The following is a 16,513-nucleotide window of genomic DNA, read 5'->3' as shown; positions in this document are numbered from 1 at the left end:
CGGCTGTACCGCGCCCTGACGACAGCTTTCCGAACCACATGCATGCCAAAACAAGACGAGGTATTCCCGATGAAAGAGGACTTTGTACTGGCCGTCACCGGTCAATCGCTCATAAAGCGTGACACCAGACAGGTGGAGGCGCCGGCTTTCGAGGAAGTGAAGCGCATCATCAAGTCCGCCGACCTCGCCTTCACCAATTTCGAAAGCACCGTCTTCGGCGATCATCGCGGCTGGCCGATGAAGGGCTCCTATTTCGGAAGCAGCAAACCCGTAATGCTCGATGCGTTGCATGACATAGGGTTCCGCGCGCTCTCGCTGTCGAACAATCACGCCTTCGACCTCGGCCCGTCCGGCGTGCTTTCCACCCTGCAGGAAGTCGAACGGCGCGGCTTCCTGCATGCCGGCATCGGACGCAACCTGTCCGATGCCGGCAACCCCGGAACCGGCCGGATCGGCGAGCGCTCCATTGCCGTCGTGGCGATGGACGGCGGGCCGGGACCCGACTTCATGTATGCGGCGGATGGTGACGAGAACCGTCCCGAGCGACCGGGCATCAACCGGCTTCACCTGACCCAGATCCTCGATGTTGACAACGATGCCTTCGGCCAGCTCGGCTCCATCAGGGACAGCATCGGCTACACCCCGGTCGACCTCATCAACGACAGCCAGCCGGACGACGGGCCGGACATCGATCCCGAAAACGAGATCGGCATCGGCCGCGCCATCTTCCGGCGCGCCACCCGTTTCGGTAAAACCGTGCGGATCGACGAGACCGATCTGGCGCGCAATCTGAAGGCCATTTCGGCGGCGGCAAAGTCCGGTAGCCTTGTGGTCGCCTATCTCCACCATCATCACTGGGCCTCGGACTGGCTGGAGGTTCCCGACTGGGTCGGCGCCTTTGCCCGGCGATGCATCGATGCCGGCGCATCGGCCTTCGTCAGCCATGGCGCGCCCGTTCTGCAGCCGATCGAGATCTACAATGGGCAACCCATCTTCTACAGTCTCGGCAACTTCATCTTCCATACTCGTTCCGACATATCGACCTGGCAGCGGTCGGAGGTGTGGGAAAGCGTCGTCGGTCTCTGCGCGTTCGGCGCCGATAACCGGCTGACCGGTCTGAAGCTGTATCCCGTCCTGATCGGCGGAGAGGAAGCCTTGCGCGACCCGACAGTCGAACGGCGTATTGCGCCGCATCTGGCGACCGGAGAAGCGGCGGCAAGAATCCTGCGCCGGCTCGCCGACCAGTCGGAACGGCTGGGATCCCGGATCGACATCGAAGATGGCATTGGCAGTCTCAGGTTAGGCTGAGCTATCCTGCCGATCATCGCACTTCGCTCAACCCCTCCCACCGACAGGACATGCCAATGGATCTGCGCGACGAACTGACCGAGCGGTTCTTCCGCTATCTCGCAATCGAGAGCCAGAGCGACGCGAAGTCCCCTGGCCTGCCCTCAACACCGGGGCAGGCCCGGCTCGCGGCGCTGCTGCAGGGTGAGTTGCGGGCCCTCGGCCTCGCCGATGTCACCATCGACGACCATGCAACGGTCACGGCGGTGAAGCGTGGAACGCTGCCCGACGCCCCACGCATCGGTTTCATCGCGCATCTGGACACGGTCGATGTCGGCCTGTCGCCGGCGATACGGCCGCAGATCCTGCGTTTTACGGGCGAGGACCTCTGCCTCAACCGCGACAAGGACATCTGGCTGCGGGTCGGCGAACATCCGGAAATCCGCGGCTGGGAGTGCGAGGACATCATTTTCGGCGACGGCACGAGCGTACTCGGCGCCGACAACAAGGCCGCAATCGCCGTCATCATGACGCTGCTGGCCCGCCTCGATGCATCAGGCCCCCATGGCGACATCGCCATTGCCTTCGTTCCCGACGAGGAAATCGGGCTGCGCGGTGCCAAGGCGCTCGACCTGAAGCGTTTTCCCTGCGACTTCGCCTATACGATCGACTGCTGCGAACTCGGCGAGGTCGTGTTCGAAAACTTCAATGCCGCGATCGGCGACATCAGCTTCACCGGCGTCAGCGCCCATCCCATGTCCGCAAAGGGCGTACTGGTCAACCCGCTGCTGATGGCGATGGATTTCATCGCACAGTTCGACCGCGGCGAGACGCCGGAACGGACCGAAGGACGCGAAGGCTATTTTTGGTTCAAGGATCTCGTCGCGAACGATACCGAGGCCCGTTTGACGGTGATGATCCGGGATTTCGACAGGGCAGGTTTTGAAAACCGCAAACGCAGGTTGACCGAGGTCGCCGAAATCATCAGCGCGCGCTATCCGACCGGGCACATCATCTCGCGGGTCAGCGACCAGTACCACAATATCCACGATCACCTCGGAGACGACACCCGGCCGAAGGCGTTGCTGCTAGCCGCGCTGGAAACATTGGGCATCCAGGCAAAGCCCCTGGCGATGCGCGGTGGGACGGACGGTGCCGCATTGTCTTCGAAGGGTCTACCGACACCGAATTTCTTCACAGGCGCCTACAATTTTCACTCGCGCTTCGAGTTTTTGCCAGTCTCTGCCTTCGAGAAATCATTCGAGGTCGCGCGGAAAATCTGCCAACTCGCGAGTAGACATGGTGGTGATGCGTTAGCTCAAAGGTCGTGAACGAATTTGAACCGACGTCCCGCGAATCCTTGAAGCCAGTCTCGATATTGCGCTCTCACGATGTGCGCAGATCGTTCGCACACACGTTCGTCCTTAGCAGATATTACTCTAGGAATGACCACGGAGCCCGTTCTGACTCAAATTATGGGCATCGCGCCGCGCGGATCGGCTCAGCCGCGCGATGCCACCGGTGCATCGCCTTTGAGGCCTGCATATTCTTCGTAGGAATCTTCCACCGTGAGGATATGGGCGCGCATGAGAACCGAGGCGCTGTCGCGGTTTCCCTGGAGGATTGCCCGGAGAATTCCGTCATGTTCCGCATAGGATCGCGCAAGACGTCCGGAACTGAGAAACTGGGCACGCCTGAACGGTGAGAGCCGGCGTCGGGTCGCCAGCGTCAACTCGATCAGATAGCTGTTGTGGCTGCCGGCATAGATAGCGCCATGAAAATCCTCATTGACACTGTGATAATGGCTGGGATCGTTTTCTCGAAGGACAATCGCCAGTCTGTCATGGATACCCTGGAGTTCACGGCGCTCCGCCGGCACCATGCAGACGGCCGAAAGACCAGCGCATAACGCTTCCAGTTCTGCCATAACATCGAACATCTGCCGAATATGATCGGGCGAAGGGCGCCTGACGATGGCACCGCGATGCGCCCGTGTTTCGACAAGCCCCATGGCGACCAGATCCCTGATCGCTTCGCGCAGAGGCGTTCTCGAAACGCCGTATTTCGCCGCGATCTCCGTCTCATCCAGCGGCATTCCAGGAAACAGTTTGCCGTCAATGATATCGTCGGCAAGCTTGGTCCTCACCTCTTCGGCGCGAGTCAGCTTTCTGGCAACGGCACCCTCGGCCGGCTTGTTCTGCCGCTTGGCAACCAATCTATCGTCCATTATCGTTCCACACTTTGACAATACTCAGCCGGCGTCTCGTCGACGAGAACAAAAACTGCGCCAGCACTGGCGACCGTCGCCCTTTGGCCCCCAGTCAGGGCTGGTATACTGCCTCTCCGCCACCGCCAGAGCAACATGATCGCGACCCTGCTGATTCCCGAGAATAGGCCAAACCAGATGCCGACAACACCGAAATTGAATTGGCGGGCCAGGATTGCAGCGGTTGGCATGCCGATGAGCCCTTGCGAGAGACCACCGGCAGCGAGCGCCGCACCGCTGATGCGACCCAGCATGAACCTCGCTGCCCGATTCATGATGCGTTGGCTGACTCGGGGAATGGCCAACGGCGCTGCGATCGACAGGATCGATCCCAGCTCAGCCCGGAGGTTTCTCGGCATCGGTTTATGAAATCAGGACTTTGCACCGTGGGCGGCAAAGGCTGAGATCACCTCTTCGGCCTGACGAAGGGCGCCGGCCTGAAGATATTCCATCGCAACCAGCGATGCGTTGTGCGCAGCGATGCTGGAACCCGACACGCAATCCTCCACGACGCGGCAATAGTAGTCACCCTGATGGGCATCGGCAAAGCTGTAGTGAATGCAGACATCGGTGAAGCCGCCAACGAAAAACAGCGTCTCTGCCTTTACAGCCTTCAGAAGAATTTCCATCTCAGTGCCATAGAACACCGAATAGCGGCGCTTGGTGATCCGAAGATCCTCGGGCCGCATCTCCAGCTCTTCTTCCGGGAAGGGGGTCCCCGGATTGCTTTCCAGGCAGTGGATGCTTTCCGAACCATCAAGCTCGCGACCGAAATCGATCAGGCTGTCGCGATGCTCTTCCTTGACAAAGATGATCGGAATGCTGGCGGCACGCGCGGCATCGATCACCCTTTTGGCGAGCAAGTTACGTTCAATATGATCGCCCATGAATGCAAGGCGCGACGTCTTGGGGCGCGGCATGAAGCCTGACTTCTGTATGTCAACGACGACCAGGGCTGGCTTTCCGACGATCATCGGCTTGGGAACGATTTCTTTGGTGTTTGTCATCGGCTTGCTTTCCTTAATCCCTCTCCTGCGACGGAGAGGCCGAACGGTTGCGGCGACGGGCGCCTATGAATGGACGGCGCCAGTAAGGCCACCATGAATGCTATTATGCACACTTGAGATTCGTATGCAATCTTGCATACAATGCGATTAATTTATGTGCATTTGGAAATTTATACGCCACAGAACGGCGCGCTTGATGCCTTCTGTTTTCTGCGCTCTTTCATTATCAAATTGTATTTGTTATATTTTCTGACGTGGCATGCAAATTGCGTATTCTGTAAGCGCAATCGATTAGTAGGCCTCATCTCAGGAGATTCTTCATGTCGTCACACCAATCGTCCGGTTCGGCCGATCCTATGCTCAGTTTATCCGCCAACCGCAGATCGATCCTTAAGGGAGCTGCAGTTGCGGTTGCCGCGGGCGCCCTCAATGCTCCCTATATCCGAGCATCCCGCGCCGCCGAGCCGCTCAAGATTTCAAACTTCGGAGGCTTTTTCGAACAAGCCTTTGCCAAGAGCGTCTATCCCGTCTTTACCGAAAAGACCGGCATCGCAGTGCAGTCCATTCCTCAGTCGGGAAGCTCGCAGTTCCTGATCCAGCTCGGTCAGGCGGTGCAGGCCGGCTCCGCGCCGATGGATATCTGCTGCGCTGGCCAGGCAGACGTTATCCGCGGTCGCCAGCGCGGCCTTTGGACGACGATTGCCGAAGGCAAGCTGAAGAACACCGGCAACCTCATGGACGGCTTTGTCTACAGCGATAACGGCGTGATCGACGGTGTCGGCGCCATGGCCTGGTACATCACGCTCGTGGCCAATCCCGAAGAGTTCAAAACCCTGCCCGACAGCTGGGAGGAGTTGTGGAAGCCCCGCCCGTCCGCCTGGGGCCTGCAGGCCGGCGGCACGACCGTGCTCCTCGATATCGTCGCTTCGGTCTATTTCGGCGGCCCGCAAATCCTCGATACCGAGGAAGGCATCGCCAAGGTCATTGCCAAGATTGGCGAGCTGAAGCCAAACGCCAAACTGTGGTGGACCGACGAAGGCTCGATGCAGAGCGCCTATCAGAATGGTGAAGTTGTCGGCGGCATGTATTTTCATGACGTTTCGATGATCATGAAGTCCGAGGGGACCGATATTGTATCGATCGCTCCAAAGGAAGGTGCCGTCCTGGGATTCAACGCCTGGTGCGTTCCGAAGGTGGCGCAAGTCGACGAACGCGTTCTCGCATTCCTCGACTGGAGCGCGACCCCGGAATGCCATGAACTGATCGCCCGCAATGTCGGGGCGGCACCGCTGATCGAGCGCTCCAAGCTCAATCTGACAGATGCGGAATTTGGTGCCGTCTCCTTCGAGGGCAAGCCCATCGTCGTCGCATCGGCCGCCAAGGTGAAGCACGCCGACTATATTTCCAACCAGTTGCTCACGATGCTCAGCAACTAAATCGGGCTGAACACGATGCAAGGACTGGAAATATCGAATCTGACGAAGCGTTTTGGTGAGGCTCTCGCCGTATCCGACGTCTCACTGAAGATCGAACAAGGCAGTTTTGTCTGCTTTCTGGGGCCTTCCGGCTGCGGAAAGACAACACTGATGCGCATTGTTGCCGGACTGGAACAGGCCACGGAAGGCAAAGTGTTGTTCGATGGGCGTGACATGACCAGGGTTCCCACTCACGAACGCAACTTCGGCATGGTTTTCCAGGCCCTTGCCTTGTTTCCGCACCTCAATGTAGCCGACAATGTCGGCTATAGCTTTCGCTTCCGCGCGATGGACAAAAAGCAACGGGATGAGCGGGTTGCCGAGCTGTTGAAATTGGTCGATCTGCCCGACATGCAGACGCGTCGGGTCGACCAGCTGTCCGGCGGGCAACGTCAACGCGTGGCAATTGCGCGGGCGCTGGCTCAGGAGCCGCTGCTATTCCTGATGGATGAACCGCTGTCCGCCCTGGATGCCAAGTTGCGCGACCATATGCAGGTCGAGCTACGCCAGCTTCAGCGTAAACTGAAAATCACCACGATCTTCGTCACCCACGACCAGCGGGAGGCCATGACCATCGCCGACAAGATCGTCGTCATGGCGCATGGCAAGGTGCAGCAGGTCGGCAGCCCGGTCGACATTTACCGTCGGCCGGTCAACCGGTTCGTTGCGGACTTCATTGGCCAGAGCAACCTGTTGGAGGTTCAACTGCTAAGCCGGACCCAGGTCCAGCTTTCCGATCTGACGGTGGAGGTCGAAACTGTTCCTGCAGGCCTGAAAATCGGCCAGACCGCCACGCTTTGCGTGCGGCCGGAAAGCACTGTTCTGACACCCGCCTCCAGAGGCACACCCGGCCTTTTGGGCAAAGTCACTTTCGTTCGCGATCTTGGATCGACCGTCGAGATTTTCCTCAATGTTGCTGGTCGAGAAGTGCTTGCATCGCTGCCGCCGGCAACCTGGGCGCCCATGGCACAGGAAAGCGAGTTCCGCATTTCGGTGGCCCCGGACAGCGCTACCGTATTGGAGGACTGAACATGTCGGATTCCGCCACAACTGGTCCGTCAAGGTCGATCCGGCACCTGCAACAGTATGGCCTGGTTTGGCCACTGTTCATGATCGTTGCATTCTTCGGCGTGCCGTTTTTCATGCTATTGCGGGTCAGCGCATCCAACACCGACCCCGCCGTCTATCGGGGCGTAGGCTGGTCATCGCAAGCCTATAGCGCACTGCTTGAACCCATGGTCCTGAACGGCCTGGCGTTTTCGCTGCAACTTGCCTTCACCGTCGCCACGATCAGCATGATCATTGCCTTCCCCGCGACCTATTTCATCACCCGGATGAGCCGCAGGGCCCAGGTTGTCTGGCTTGTCGGTCTCTTGACGACGCTCGCGTTGTCCGAAGTTCTGATCACGTTTTCATGGCAGATCCTGTTGTCCAAGAGGGTCGGCCTGTCGAACATTCTCGTCTTGGTGGGCCTGCTCGACAAGCCGGTCTCGCTGATGCCGAGCTTCTTCGGCGTCGTCGCCTGTCTGGTCTATGTCGTTGTCCCCTTCAACGTCATGACAATCTATCCCGGCCTTTCGCGGATGGACAAATCCTATATGGAAGCTGCCGCCACCATGGGCGCACCGCCGTTGCGGGCCTTCGGCAATGTTCTTTTACCACTGATGCGCAAACCCGTGGCCACCGCTTATCTTACCACTGTCGTGCTTTCGATCGGCGCCTATGTGGGGCCGCTCGTGCTGGGCGGTCCGCGCAACTGGACGATCGGCGTCATCATCAGCGAAGTGGCTATGACGGCTCAAAACCTGCCGCATGCGTCTGCGATAGCGGTTCTGCTCCTGGTGGTGACCGGCGCAATGATTTTGTCGATCAGACGGATTGGCGGAAAGGGGTTCGCATCATGAATCTGCTCGCTCAAACCTTAGCACGTCGCCTTTTCCTGATCGTCCTTGCGCTGTTTCTGGCCGCTCCATTGGTGATTGTCACGGCCGTCAGCTTCAATGGCACGGCCCAGATGACCTTTCCGCCCCAGAACCTCAGCCTCAGATGGTACGAGACCTTCTTCGCCGACCCGATGTGGACGGCCGCCTTTTCACGTTCGGTGGTCATAGCGCTTGCCGCCTCGGTTCTGGCGACAAGCATCGCCTTTCCGGTCGCTTACGCACAGTGGAAGGTAAACTCGCGCTTCGCCAATCTGTTGGCTGGTATGGTGGGCGTTCCGTTCATTCTGCCACCGGTGGTCATCGCGGTCCTCTTCCTGCTGTTCTGGAGTGCCGTCCGGCATGTGGGACAGATCGAGAATATCATCATCAGTCACGCGATCACCTTCATTGCCGTGCCCCTGGTGATGATCTCGCTCGGCTTCAGCACCATCGACCAGTCCCTGGTGGAAGCCGCCCGCACCATGGGTGCCCGCAGCAACGATGTGCTGCGCACGATCGCTCTGCCGATGGTCATACCCTTCATCGTCTCCAGCATGATCTTCACGGCGATCTTCAGTCTCAATGAATATGTCATCGCCTTCATGGTGGCGGGCTTCACCGCGGAAACCATGCCGGTGAAGATTTTCTCGAATATGCGCACGGGCTTTACGCCCACCATGTGCGTCGGCGCTGTCCTGTTCATGGTGATCGGCCTTTGCGGTTTCATCACGGTGGCGCGGCTGGGCAATCTTCCCAAGCTTCTCGGTTCCCGTCACTGACCCTCGAAGGAGACTATCGATGCAAAAGAAACAGAACCCCATGCTCGTCGGCCAGCCTGTTCTGATCGTCGTCGACATCCAGAAATCGGCCTTCATGGACGATGGTGCCATTCCGTTGATGCCCGGCATGGTCGACAGGATGCTGAAGGCACGCCGTGTGATCGATGCGGCACGCGAAGGCGGGGTGCCGATCATCTTTCTGCAGGAAAGCCATCGCAAGAGCGGCGTCGACTACGGTCGCGAAATGGATGGCGACGAAGACGAACACCTGCGGGAAGACTGGGAAGGAACCAAACTGGCTTCAGAGGAAATCGGACTGCGTGACGACGACTACGTGATCGTCAAGCGACGCTACTCCGGCTTCATCGGCACGGATCTGTCGATCCTGTTGCGCGGCCTGAAGGCCGAGACCTTGGTCATGCTCGGCGGCCTCACCAATATCTGCGTGCACTACACCTTCGCCGATGGCCATCAGAATGACTATCACTGCCGCGTCGTCGATGATTGCGTTGCCGGGTCCTCGATCGAGGCCCATGACGCGGCGCTCGCCAATATGGAATATCTTCAGCACGGGGCCCGTCGTTCCTCCGACGAAATCGTTGCCGCGTTCCGCACGTTCTCAAAAGACAGGGCTGCCTGACATGCAGGATACGATGCGGATGGCGCGCCAGAACTGGGCCGAGATTGCCGGTGAAATCGAAGGCCTTTTTGCACAATTATGGGCAGTTCCCGAACTTCCCGCAATGGAGTTCACCTCGTCCGACATCCTCTGCTCCTTTATGGAGCGCCACGGTATTGCAGTCGAACGCGGTGCCTTCGGCATACCGACGGCGTTTGTCGCCAGCGTCATCCACGGCCAGGGGCCGCGCGTCGGCATCCTCGTCGAGTATGACGCCCTGCCAGCACTTTACAATGATGCGGTACCCTATCGACAGGGCAATCGCCGCAAGCCCGGCCACGGCTGCGGCCACAATCACATTGGGCCGGTCAACACCGGGGCCGGAATTGCCGCGATCAAGACCATGAAGACGCTGTCGCTGCCGGGCGAAATCCGCATCATTGGCTGCCCGGCCGAAGAAATCGGCTGGGGCAAGCTCGCGCTCCAGGCCGCGGGTGCTTTCGATGGCCTCGACGTGATCATCACATCGCACGGCGATTATCAGAACGGTTCTCTGGCCCGCCCATGCCATTCCATGGCCAGCGGTGAATTCCGATTTACCGGCGTCAGCGCCCATGGCGGCAAGGTGGCGACACGCAACGCGCTGGAAACGGCCGAGGCCGCCTTTGCGGCTTTCGTCCGCATAAAGGATGAAATCCCGGGCTTGCAGCTCAAGCATGTCTATCGCGACGCCGGCATCACGCCCGGAGTAACGCCGGAAGAAGTGCGGCTTTGGGCCTCCGTCAGACATCCAGACTTCACTGTCGTTTCGGAGGGCTACCGGAAAATGGAGGAAACGTTCCGCACCATAGCCGGGGAACGCAATGTCGACTTTTGCGCCGAACAGATCGCCTCCTGCCGCGGCTATCTGGGCAATGACACGGTAGGACGTGTGCTCGACGACTGCATCCGCGAAGTGGGCCCGCCCCGTTGGACGGATGATGACATTACCTGGATGACGGAATTGTCATCGGCCTGCGATCCGGGAGCGCCTTTCGATCTGCATCGCGAGATCGACTATTTCGACACCGGGATCGACTATTATGGTCAGGACGATGGCAATGTCAGTTGGGTTGTGCCGCTTGGCCGCGTCAATTGGGCCTATCCGAACAATGTGCCGATCCACCATTGGGCCTGGACGGCGCTTTCGGGCCACTCATCCTCCAGTCCGGGGGCGCTGATGGCATCGGAAACGCTCGCCATGGCGGCGGTGCGTCTACTCGCATCGCCCAAAACAGTCGAGGCGGCCAAATCCGAACTTCAGGCACGCGTTGAAGACAGGATCATAACGCCGCCCGCACCCACCATCACCGACGTGCTGGTCAAGGATCCGCAATCCTTTTGGGACGCGACCTGGAGCCGGTGACACTCGCACTACGACCGCCCTGCAATCAGCATTGTTCGTCTGCATTTCGGTCGACCACAGGAAGGAAAGACAATGAAAACCCTACTTACCCTGACAACGGCTTTGCTGCTATCGACGGCAACCCTCAGTCTTGCGGGCCCTCTGAGCCCCGAGGCCCGAACGCAGATCGCTTCTTACGTCGACCAGTTGACGCCGCGCATCAACGAGATTGCCCACGACATCTGGCTTCATCCGGAACTCGGATACAAGGAGCTCAACACCTCGAAACTTTTGGCCGGCGAACTTGAAAAGCATGGCTTCAAGGTCGAAACCGGTGTCGCCGATATTCCGACGGCTTTCGTTGCAAGCTTCGGCGACAAGGACGGCCCGGTGATTGCGATCATGGCGGAAATGGACGCCCTGCCCGGTTTCTCGCAGGATGCACAGCCAACCAAGGAAGCGATCGACGGGCTGGCCGACGGCCATGCCTGCGGACACAATTTGTTTGGCGCCGGCTCCGTTGGCGCCGCGATTGCCATTTCCGAGTGGATGACGGCGAATAATATCAAGGGCCAGGTTCGCCTTTATGGAACCCCTGCTGAAGAAGGCGGCTCAGGCAAGGTCTACATGGTTCGCGCCGGCCTGTTTGACGATGTCGATATCACGCTGCACTGGCACCCCGGCAGCAGCAACGGGGCCTGGCAGGACAAGTCGCTGGCCAATATCAGCGCCAAGTTCCGCTTTCACGGTGTTTCCGCCCACGCAGCTCTCGCCCCCGAAAAGGGCCGCTCCGCCCTCGATGGCATCGAGGCCATGGATTACATGGTAAACATGATGCGCGAGCATGTGCCCGAAAAGACCCGCATCCATTATGTGATCACCAATGGCGGCAAGGCACCGAATGTGGTGCCGGATTTTGCAGAGAGCTATCTCTATGTGCGTCACCCCGACCCCAAGATGGTCTCGGAGATTTTCGAACGGATCGAAAAGGCAGCGGAAGGTGCGGCCCTGGGGACCGGCACGACCGTCGACGTCGAGCGGATCGGCGGGGTCTATTCGCTTCTGCCCAATGACACGCTGGGTCGGGTGATGGATGAAAACCTGCGCGCTGCCCGTCCGATCGAATGGACGGCGGAAGAAACAGCATTCGCCACCACGCTTCAGGACAGCATGAAGAAAAAGAAGGACCTGTCCGAGGCCTTCAGCATCGAAGACTATGACTTCGGCTTCGAGGGCTCCTACTCCACCGATGTCGGCGATGTCAGCTGGGCAACGCCCACCGTCGGTCTCGGCACCGCAAGCTGGGTGCCGGGCACACCGGCACACTCCTGGCAGGCGGTCGCGGCAAGCGGCATGTCGATCGGTGAAAAGGGCATGCGGCTGGCGGAAGAAACCCTGGCCACCACGGCGGCGACCCTGTTCCAGTCGCCCGACGTGATCACGGCCGCCAAGGCGGAGTTCGACAAGGCCCGGGGCGATGACTTCAAATATCTGCCCCTCGTGGGCAGCCAGAAACCGCCGCTCAACTACCGCGACGGAGCCGTGATCGAGTGATCCGTCATTGGAGACCCGTCTGCCTCTGGGCTTCCGCCACGTTTGACCTTGGCCCTGATGCGTCGCTTCCTCCATGACCGGGAAGAAAAGCTGCTAGAGCAATTCCAGCAAGAGTGCGCAGCGGTTTTGCTGGAATTGCGTAAAAACAAAGAGGGAGAGCGCTTTCGCAGTTCGAAGAAAAGCGGAAATTCTCTCATGCGCGACGACGGAGCGCAGTCCGCCATCTGGCCGCCCGCTTGCCGGGCGCCACCCCATATTCGGCCAGCGGGCCGACCCGGCCATACAAGGCAATCGTCGGGACGAACCGACCTGCAGTTACCAGGAGACGAACCGTGCATATCAAACGCTCAGCCGAGGAAATCGCAGCCAATCGTGCGCGCTACGAGGAACATCAGCGCAAGGGGCTGCAATTCGCTCCAAAAGCCCTGCCGGAAAAGAGCAGGCTGCCCGCGCCGGCCGCGGGCGCCGACACCGTCGTGCATCGGGAGGTGATCCCGGGCGGCTGGTATTGGTGGACGTCCGTCAAGAAGAACGAGACCTTGCGGATCGCGCTGGATGACGGTTTTTCCACCATGTCGCTCGTCGCCTGGAATGCGGTAGACCCGTCCGAACGGCTGAACCTGCCGGACACGGTGAAGGTGCAATGGACGACAGGGCTCGGCAAGGGCCGGGTGGTCTTTTCGGACATGGGCAAGGTCATGTTCTCCATCTGCGAGGACTCCAGCGGCGCCCACGATTGCCTGATGGGCGGCTCGACCGCAGCCTCCAATGCCGCACGCTATGGGGACGCCAAGACCCGCAATACCCGTGATAATTTCGTGATCGTCGCCAACAAGCTCGGCCTCGACAAGCGAGACCTGCCGGCCGCGCTGTCGCTGTTTGCCCCTGTGCGAGTCGACAAGGACGGCAAATTCACCTGGAAATCGGATCTGCTGAATGGGGCAGACTATGTCGAACTGCGCGCCGAAATGGACCTGTTCGTCGGTTTCTCCAACTGCCCGCACCCCCTCGACCCCAACGAAAACTATGCGCCCAATCCGGTCACCGTGACCCGCATTGCAGCCGTCGCACCTGCGGCTGCCGATCTGTGCCGCACCGCCACCGCGGAAGCCGTGCGCGGTTTCGAAAACAACGCATTCGCGCAAGCCTGAGGGAGACAAGAAAATGACCCCATTCACAGCCACCTCCCCCGCCCGCAGCCTCGAAAACGCGGTTCAGGATCACCATGTGCCGGCGGAAGCCCCCTTCTCGACTATCGTCAAAAAGGGCCAGATCCTGCGCATCGAAGACGGCTATGGCCAGCAGGCGATCGACACGCTGTTCTACAATGCCGACGATTTTTCCGAGCGCTACTCCAATCAGGATACCATGCGCGTACAAGGCATGGCTTACATCTCGACCGGCACGAAGATCGTGTCGAGCGAGGGCCGCACCATGCTGACCATGACCGCCGACAGCTGCGGTCGCCATGACACCGCCGCCGGCGCCTGCTCGTGCGAAAGCAACACCGTGCGCTTCGGTCACGAAACCAGATATCTGCATGCCTGCCGCGATAATTTCGTTCTGGAAGTGTCCAAACACGGCATGAGCAAGCGCGACGTCGTGCCGAATATCAACTTCTTCATGAATGTGCCGATCGAGCCCTCCGGCGAGATGACCATCGTCGACGGCATTTCCGCACCCGGCGACTATGTCGAGTTGAAGGCCGAGATGGACGTTCTGCTGGTGATCTCGAACTGCCCGCAGATCAACAATCCCTGCAACGGCTTCGATCCCACGCCGATCCGCGTCCTGGTCTGGGACGACAAGGCTTGACGATGGTCCGGAGAGCCATGGCGGCAAACTGCGGCGAGGCTGCAGTTGGTCTATCCCGCCGTCTGAAGCGACGAGGATCGCCCCGGTCTGCGTCTGTTCGCACGCCGTTCTGCTCTCGAGGCCGTCATGACAGCCGCCGCAACCACCCACCTTGGTCCGGCGCTGGCAACCGGCAACCATCCTGACGTCGCGATACCGCCTCTGCCGATGGGGCGCGTCCACAAACTGCTCGCGGCCCCGGGCCGCACGATGAAGGCTGGCGATGTCCTGGCCGTACTAGAGGAAAATTGATGCTTCCGACCATTCTCGATCTCAGCTCCGTTCGCGCCGCCTATGCCGATGGCCTGACGCCGCTTGCCCTCGTGGAAGAGGTGATGTCGCGCTGCGACTCCCTGGAAGACCCGGCCGTCTTTATCACCCGCACGCCGCCAGACACGTTACGGGCGCAGGCCAAGGCCCTGGTGGAACGGGCACCCGAGCCCAACAGCCTGCCGCTCTGGGGCATTCCCTTTGCCGTCAAGGACAATATCGATGTCGCGGGCCTGCCGACGACCGCGGCCTGCCCGGCCTTCGCATATCATCCGGACAAGGATGCCACGCTGATCGCCCGTCTGAGGGCCGCCGGCGCCCTCGTCATCGGCAAGACCAATCTCGACCAGTTCGCCACGGGCCTGAACGGCACGCGTTCGCCCTATGGGGCTCCGCGCTCGGTCTTCGACAGTGCCTATGTCTCGGGCGGTTCGTCCTCCGGATCCGCCGTTGCGGTGGCCTCGGGGCTTGCGAGCTTTTCGCTGGGCACCGACACGGCCGGCTCCGGCCGCGTGCCGGCTGCCTTCAACAACCTTGTCGGCGTGAAGCCGACACCGGGGCTTGTGCCGAACACCGGCGTCGTTCCGGCCTGCCGCAGCGTCGATGTGGTGACGGTCTTTGCCGGCACCGTCGGCGACGGCATCGCCGTCAGACAGGTGATGGAAGGCTATGATGCCGAAGACCCGTTTTCAACCGATGCCCGGCCGGTCACGCTTGCGCGCGGGGGCTTGAGGATCGGCGTTCTGGCCGGCGGCGAGCGCGAGTTCTATGGCAATGCCGAGGTCGAGGCCCTTTATGACGCCGCGATCGAACGCGCCGGATCGCTCGGCGCCACCATTGTTCCCTTCGACTACGCACCCTTCCGCGAGGCGGCCGAACTGCTCTATAACGGCCCCTGGGTCGCCGAACGCCTGGCCGCGGTGAAGGATTTCCTCGACAGCCATGGGGAGGATTTCGATCCGACGGTCCTGGCCATTATCGAAGGGGCGAAGCGCTTTGACGCCGTCGATGCCTTCGAGGGCAAGTACAAGCTGGAAGCCCTGCGTCAAAAGGCCAAGGTCGAATGGGGCAAGGTCGACATGCTGCTGCTGCCCACCTCGCCGACCACCTATACGGTCGAGGCGATGCTGGCCGATCCGATCGCCAAGAACAGCCATTTCGGCCGCTACACCAATTTCGCCAATCTGTTCGGCTATGCCGCGATCGCCATTCCCGCGGGCTTTGACAGCAAGGGACATCTTCCCGCTGGCGTGACCTTGGTCGGCCCGGCCTTCAGCGATGACGCGCTGGCACCGTTCGCCGATCAGATGCATCGCGCCCTGGCAGCCGGCATGGGCAAAGATCGCACGGCCGCCTTGCCGGACGCATCGAAAGTGCCGGATCCCGAAGATGGCATGATCGAAATCGTCGTTGTCGGCGCTCATCTGACCGGCATGCCGCTCAACCACCAGCTGACCAGCGGTGGTGGCAAGCTGGTCAGACGCTGCCGCACGGCCGGCGATTACCGTCTCTACGCGCTTCCCGGGACGGTCCCGCCGAAACCGGGGCTCATCCGCGATCCGGGGTTTGAGGGTGCTGGCCTGGAGGTGGAAGTCTGGAAGCTGCCGGCGGAGGCCTTCGGGCGGTTTGTCGCCGACATCCCGGCGCCGCTTGGCATCGGCAAGGTGACGCTCGATGACGGCAAAGCGGTATCGAGCTTTCTGTGCGAAGCGCATGCGGTAAAGGGTGCCGAGGAGATCACAAAACTCGGAGGCTGGCGCGCCTTCATCACCTTGCGCAGTTCAAAAATACTCAAGGTGAACTAGGGCGTCGTTACCTGGGTCTGTCTCGCGGTGGATTGAGCACGAAATTCCATTTGGCAACGGAAGCGCTCGGTCTGCCGATACGCCTGATCGACATGCCCGGACAACGCAACGATATCGCCTTGGCGCACGCGATCTCATACCCATCTTGTAAACCCTTAAGAGTCTGTGTTTCGGCGTGCAAAATTGACCCCATTAGCGGGGTAATCGGCGTCCAATTTTGACCCCCTTCGGATCTATCTGACCATCCGTTTTTTTGACGGCGGATGGAGAGGGAGTTGAAGCGAGTGGATA

Annotated in this window: 14 protein-coding genes; 12 read left to right on the top strand and 2 right to left on the bottom strand. The window is 60.2% G+C overall.

Going from position 1 to position 16,513, the window contains the following annotated elements:
• Positions 1-69 precede the first annotated feature (69 nt).
• Together HGO38_RS08100 and pepT are read left to right on the top strand one after the other, a co-directional pair.
• Positions 70-1,308, top strand: coding sequence for a CapA family protein (locus HGO38_RS08100; protein WP_250955387.1), 1,239 nt, complete (start codon positions 70-72; stop codon positions 1,306-1,308).
• A 56-nt stretch (positions 1,309-1,364) separates the two neighbouring features.
• A complete protein-coding gene (gene pepT / locus HGO38_RS08095) occupies positions 1,365-2,618 on the top strand; it encodes a peptidase T (RefSeq protein WP_250955386.1) in 1,254 nt (417 codons plus the stop codon).
• 170 nt (positions 2,619-2,788) lie between these two features.
• Here the strand turns inward: pepT and HGO38_RS08090 are convergent, their stop codons facing one another.
• Positions 2,789-3,514: a GntR family transcriptional regulator gene (locus tag HGO38_RS08090; RefSeq protein ID WP_250955385.1), complete on the bottom strand. Its 726-nt coding sequence runs from the start codon at positions 3,512-3,514 to the stop codon at positions 2,789-2,791.
• 410 nt (positions 3,515-3,924) lie between these two features.
• Complete coding sequence (locus HGO38_RS08085) at positions 3,925-4,560, bottom strand: cysteine hydrolase family protein (RefSeq protein WP_250955384.1); 636 nt, start codon at positions 4,558-4,560, stop codon at positions 3,925-3,927.
• 320 nt (positions 4,561-4,880) lie between these two features.
• On the opposite strand from HGO38_RS08085, the gene HGO38_RS08080 reads away from it, so the two are divergent.
• The 10 genes from HGO38_RS08080 (at position 4,881) to atzF (ending at position 16,222) form a co-directional block, all read left to right on the top strand.
• Positions 4,881-5,996 carry an ABC transporter substrate-binding protein gene (locus HGO38_RS08080; protein ID WP_250955383.1) on the top strand — a complete coding sequence of 372 codons (1,116 nt, stop codon included), beginning with the start codon at positions 4,881-4,883 and terminating at the stop codon, positions 5,994-5,996.
• A gap of 15 nt (positions 5,997-6,011) precedes the next feature.
• The gene (locus HGO38_RS08075) at positions 6,012-7,064 is read left to right on the top strand and encodes an ABC transporter ATP-binding protein (RefSeq protein ID WP_250955382.1); all 1,053 of its coding nucleotides are present in this window, start codon (positions 6,012-6,014) and stop codon (positions 7,062-7,064) included.
• An 80-nt stretch (positions 7,065-7,144) separates the two neighbouring features.
• On the top strand, positions 7,145-7,939 hold the full coding sequence (locus tag HGO38_RS08070) for an ABC transporter permease (RefSeq protein WP_250955381.1): 795 nt from the start codon (positions 7,145-7,147) through the stop codon (positions 7,937-7,939).
• Entirely contained in the window at positions 7,936-8,736 is an 801-nt protein-coding gene (locus HGO38_RS08065) for an ABC transporter permease (protein WP_250955380.1), read from the top strand. The genes HGO38_RS08070 and HGO38_RS08065 overlap by 4 nt, the downstream gene beginning before the upstream one ends.
• Before the next feature lie 19 nt (positions 8,737-8,755).
• The gene (locus HGO38_RS08060; RefSeq protein WP_250955379.1) at positions 8,756-9,376 is read left to right on the top strand and encodes a cysteine hydrolase family protein; all 621 of its coding nucleotides are present in this window, start codon (positions 8,756-8,758) and stop codon (positions 9,374-9,376) included.
• A 1-nt stretch (position 9,377) separates the two neighbouring features.
• Complete coding sequence (locus HGO38_RS08055; protein WP_250955378.1) at positions 9,378-10,760, top strand: zinc-binding metallopeptidase family protein; 1,383 nt, start codon at positions 9,378-9,380, stop codon at positions 10,758-10,760.
• A 72-nt stretch (positions 10,761-10,832) separates the two neighbouring features.
• Positions 10,833-12,293: an amidohydrolase gene (locus HGO38_RS08050; protein WP_250955377.1), complete on the top strand. Its 1,461-nt coding sequence runs from the start codon at positions 10,833-10,835 to the stop codon at positions 12,291-12,293.
• Positions 12,294-12,625: 332 nt separating this feature from the next.
• The gene (locus tag HGO38_RS08045) at positions 12,626-13,444 is read left to right on the top strand and encodes an urea amidolyase associated protein UAAP1 (protein WP_250955376.1); all 819 of its coding nucleotides are present in this window, start codon (positions 12,626-12,628) and stop codon (positions 13,442-13,444) included.
• Positions 13,445-13,457: 13 nt separating this feature from the next.
• Positions 13,458-14,108, top strand: a complete 651-nt coding sequence (locus tag HGO38_RS08040) for an urea amidolyase associated protein UAAP2 (RefSeq protein WP_250955375.1) — start codon at positions 13,458-13,460, stop codon at positions 14,106-14,108.
• A 290-nt stretch (positions 14,109-14,398) separates the two neighbouring features.
• Complete coding sequence (gene atzF / locus HGO38_RS08035; RefSeq protein WP_250955374.1) at positions 14,399-16,222, top strand: allophanate hydrolase; 1,824 nt, start codon at positions 14,399-14,401, stop codon at positions 16,220-16,222.
• Positions 16,223-16,513 lie beyond the last annotated feature (291 nt).

The sequence above is a fragment of the Rhizobium sp. CG5 genome, assembly GCF_023701945.1.
In the GTDB taxonomy this organism is placed as follows: domain Bacteria; phylum Pseudomonadota; class Alphaproteobacteria; order Rhizobiales; family Rhizobiaceae; genus Allorhizobium.
Note: the sequence above shows the minus strand (reverse complement) of the source record. Positions and strands in the feature narration are given on the sequence as shown.

Bases quoted from the DNA above. Each gene is read 5' to 3' on its own strand.
- atzF (WP_250955374.1), top strand. From the start codon at position 14,399: ATGCTTCCGACCATTCTCGATCTCAGCTCCGTTCGCGCCGCCTATGCC.
- HGO38_RS08060 (WP_250955379.1), top strand. From the start codon at position 8,756: ATGCAAAAGAAACAGAACCCCATGCTCGTCGGCCAGCCTGTTCTGATC.
- pepT (WP_250955386.1), top strand. From the start codon at position 1,365: ATGGATCTGCGCGACGAACTGACCGAGCGGTTCTTCCGCTATCTCGCA.
- HGO38_RS08090 (WP_250955385.1), bottom strand. From the start codon at position 3,514: ATGGACGATAGATTGGTTGCCAAGCGGCAGAACAAGCCGGCCGAGGGT.
- HGO38_RS08080 (WP_250955383.1), top strand. From the start codon at position 4,881: ATGTCGTCACACCAATCGTCCGGTTCGGCCGATCCTATGCTCAGTTTA.
- HGO38_RS08050 (WP_250955377.1), top strand. From the start codon at position 10,833: ATGAAAACCCTACTTACCCTGACAACGGCTTTGCTGCTATCGACGGCA.
- HGO38_RS08055 (WP_250955378.1), top strand. From the start codon at position 9,378: ATGCAGGATACGATGCGGATGGCGCGCCAGAACTGGGCCGAGATTGCC.
- HGO38_RS08075 (WP_250955382.1), top strand. From the start codon at position 6,012: ATGCAAGGACTGGAAATATCGAATCTGACGAAGCGTTTTGGTGAGGCT.
- HGO38_RS08065 (WP_250955380.1), top strand. From the start codon at position 7,936: ATGAATCTGCTCGCTCAAACCTTAGCACGTCGCCTTTTCCTGATCGTC.
- HGO38_RS08085 (WP_250955384.1), bottom strand. From the start codon at position 4,560: ATGACAAACACCAAAGAAATCGTTCCCAAGCCGATGATCGTCGGAAAG.
- HGO38_RS08100 (WP_250955387.1), top strand. From the start codon at position 70: ATGAAAGAGGACTTTGTACTGGCCGTCACCGGTCAATCGCTCATAAAG.
- HGO38_RS08040 (WP_250955375.1), top strand. From the start codon at position 13,458: ATGACCCCATTCACAGCCACCTCCCCCGCCCGCAGCCTCGAAAACGCG.
- HGO38_RS08070 (WP_250955381.1), top strand. From the start codon at position 7,145: ATGATCGTTGCATTCTTCGGCGTGCCGTTTTTCATGCTATTGCGGGTC.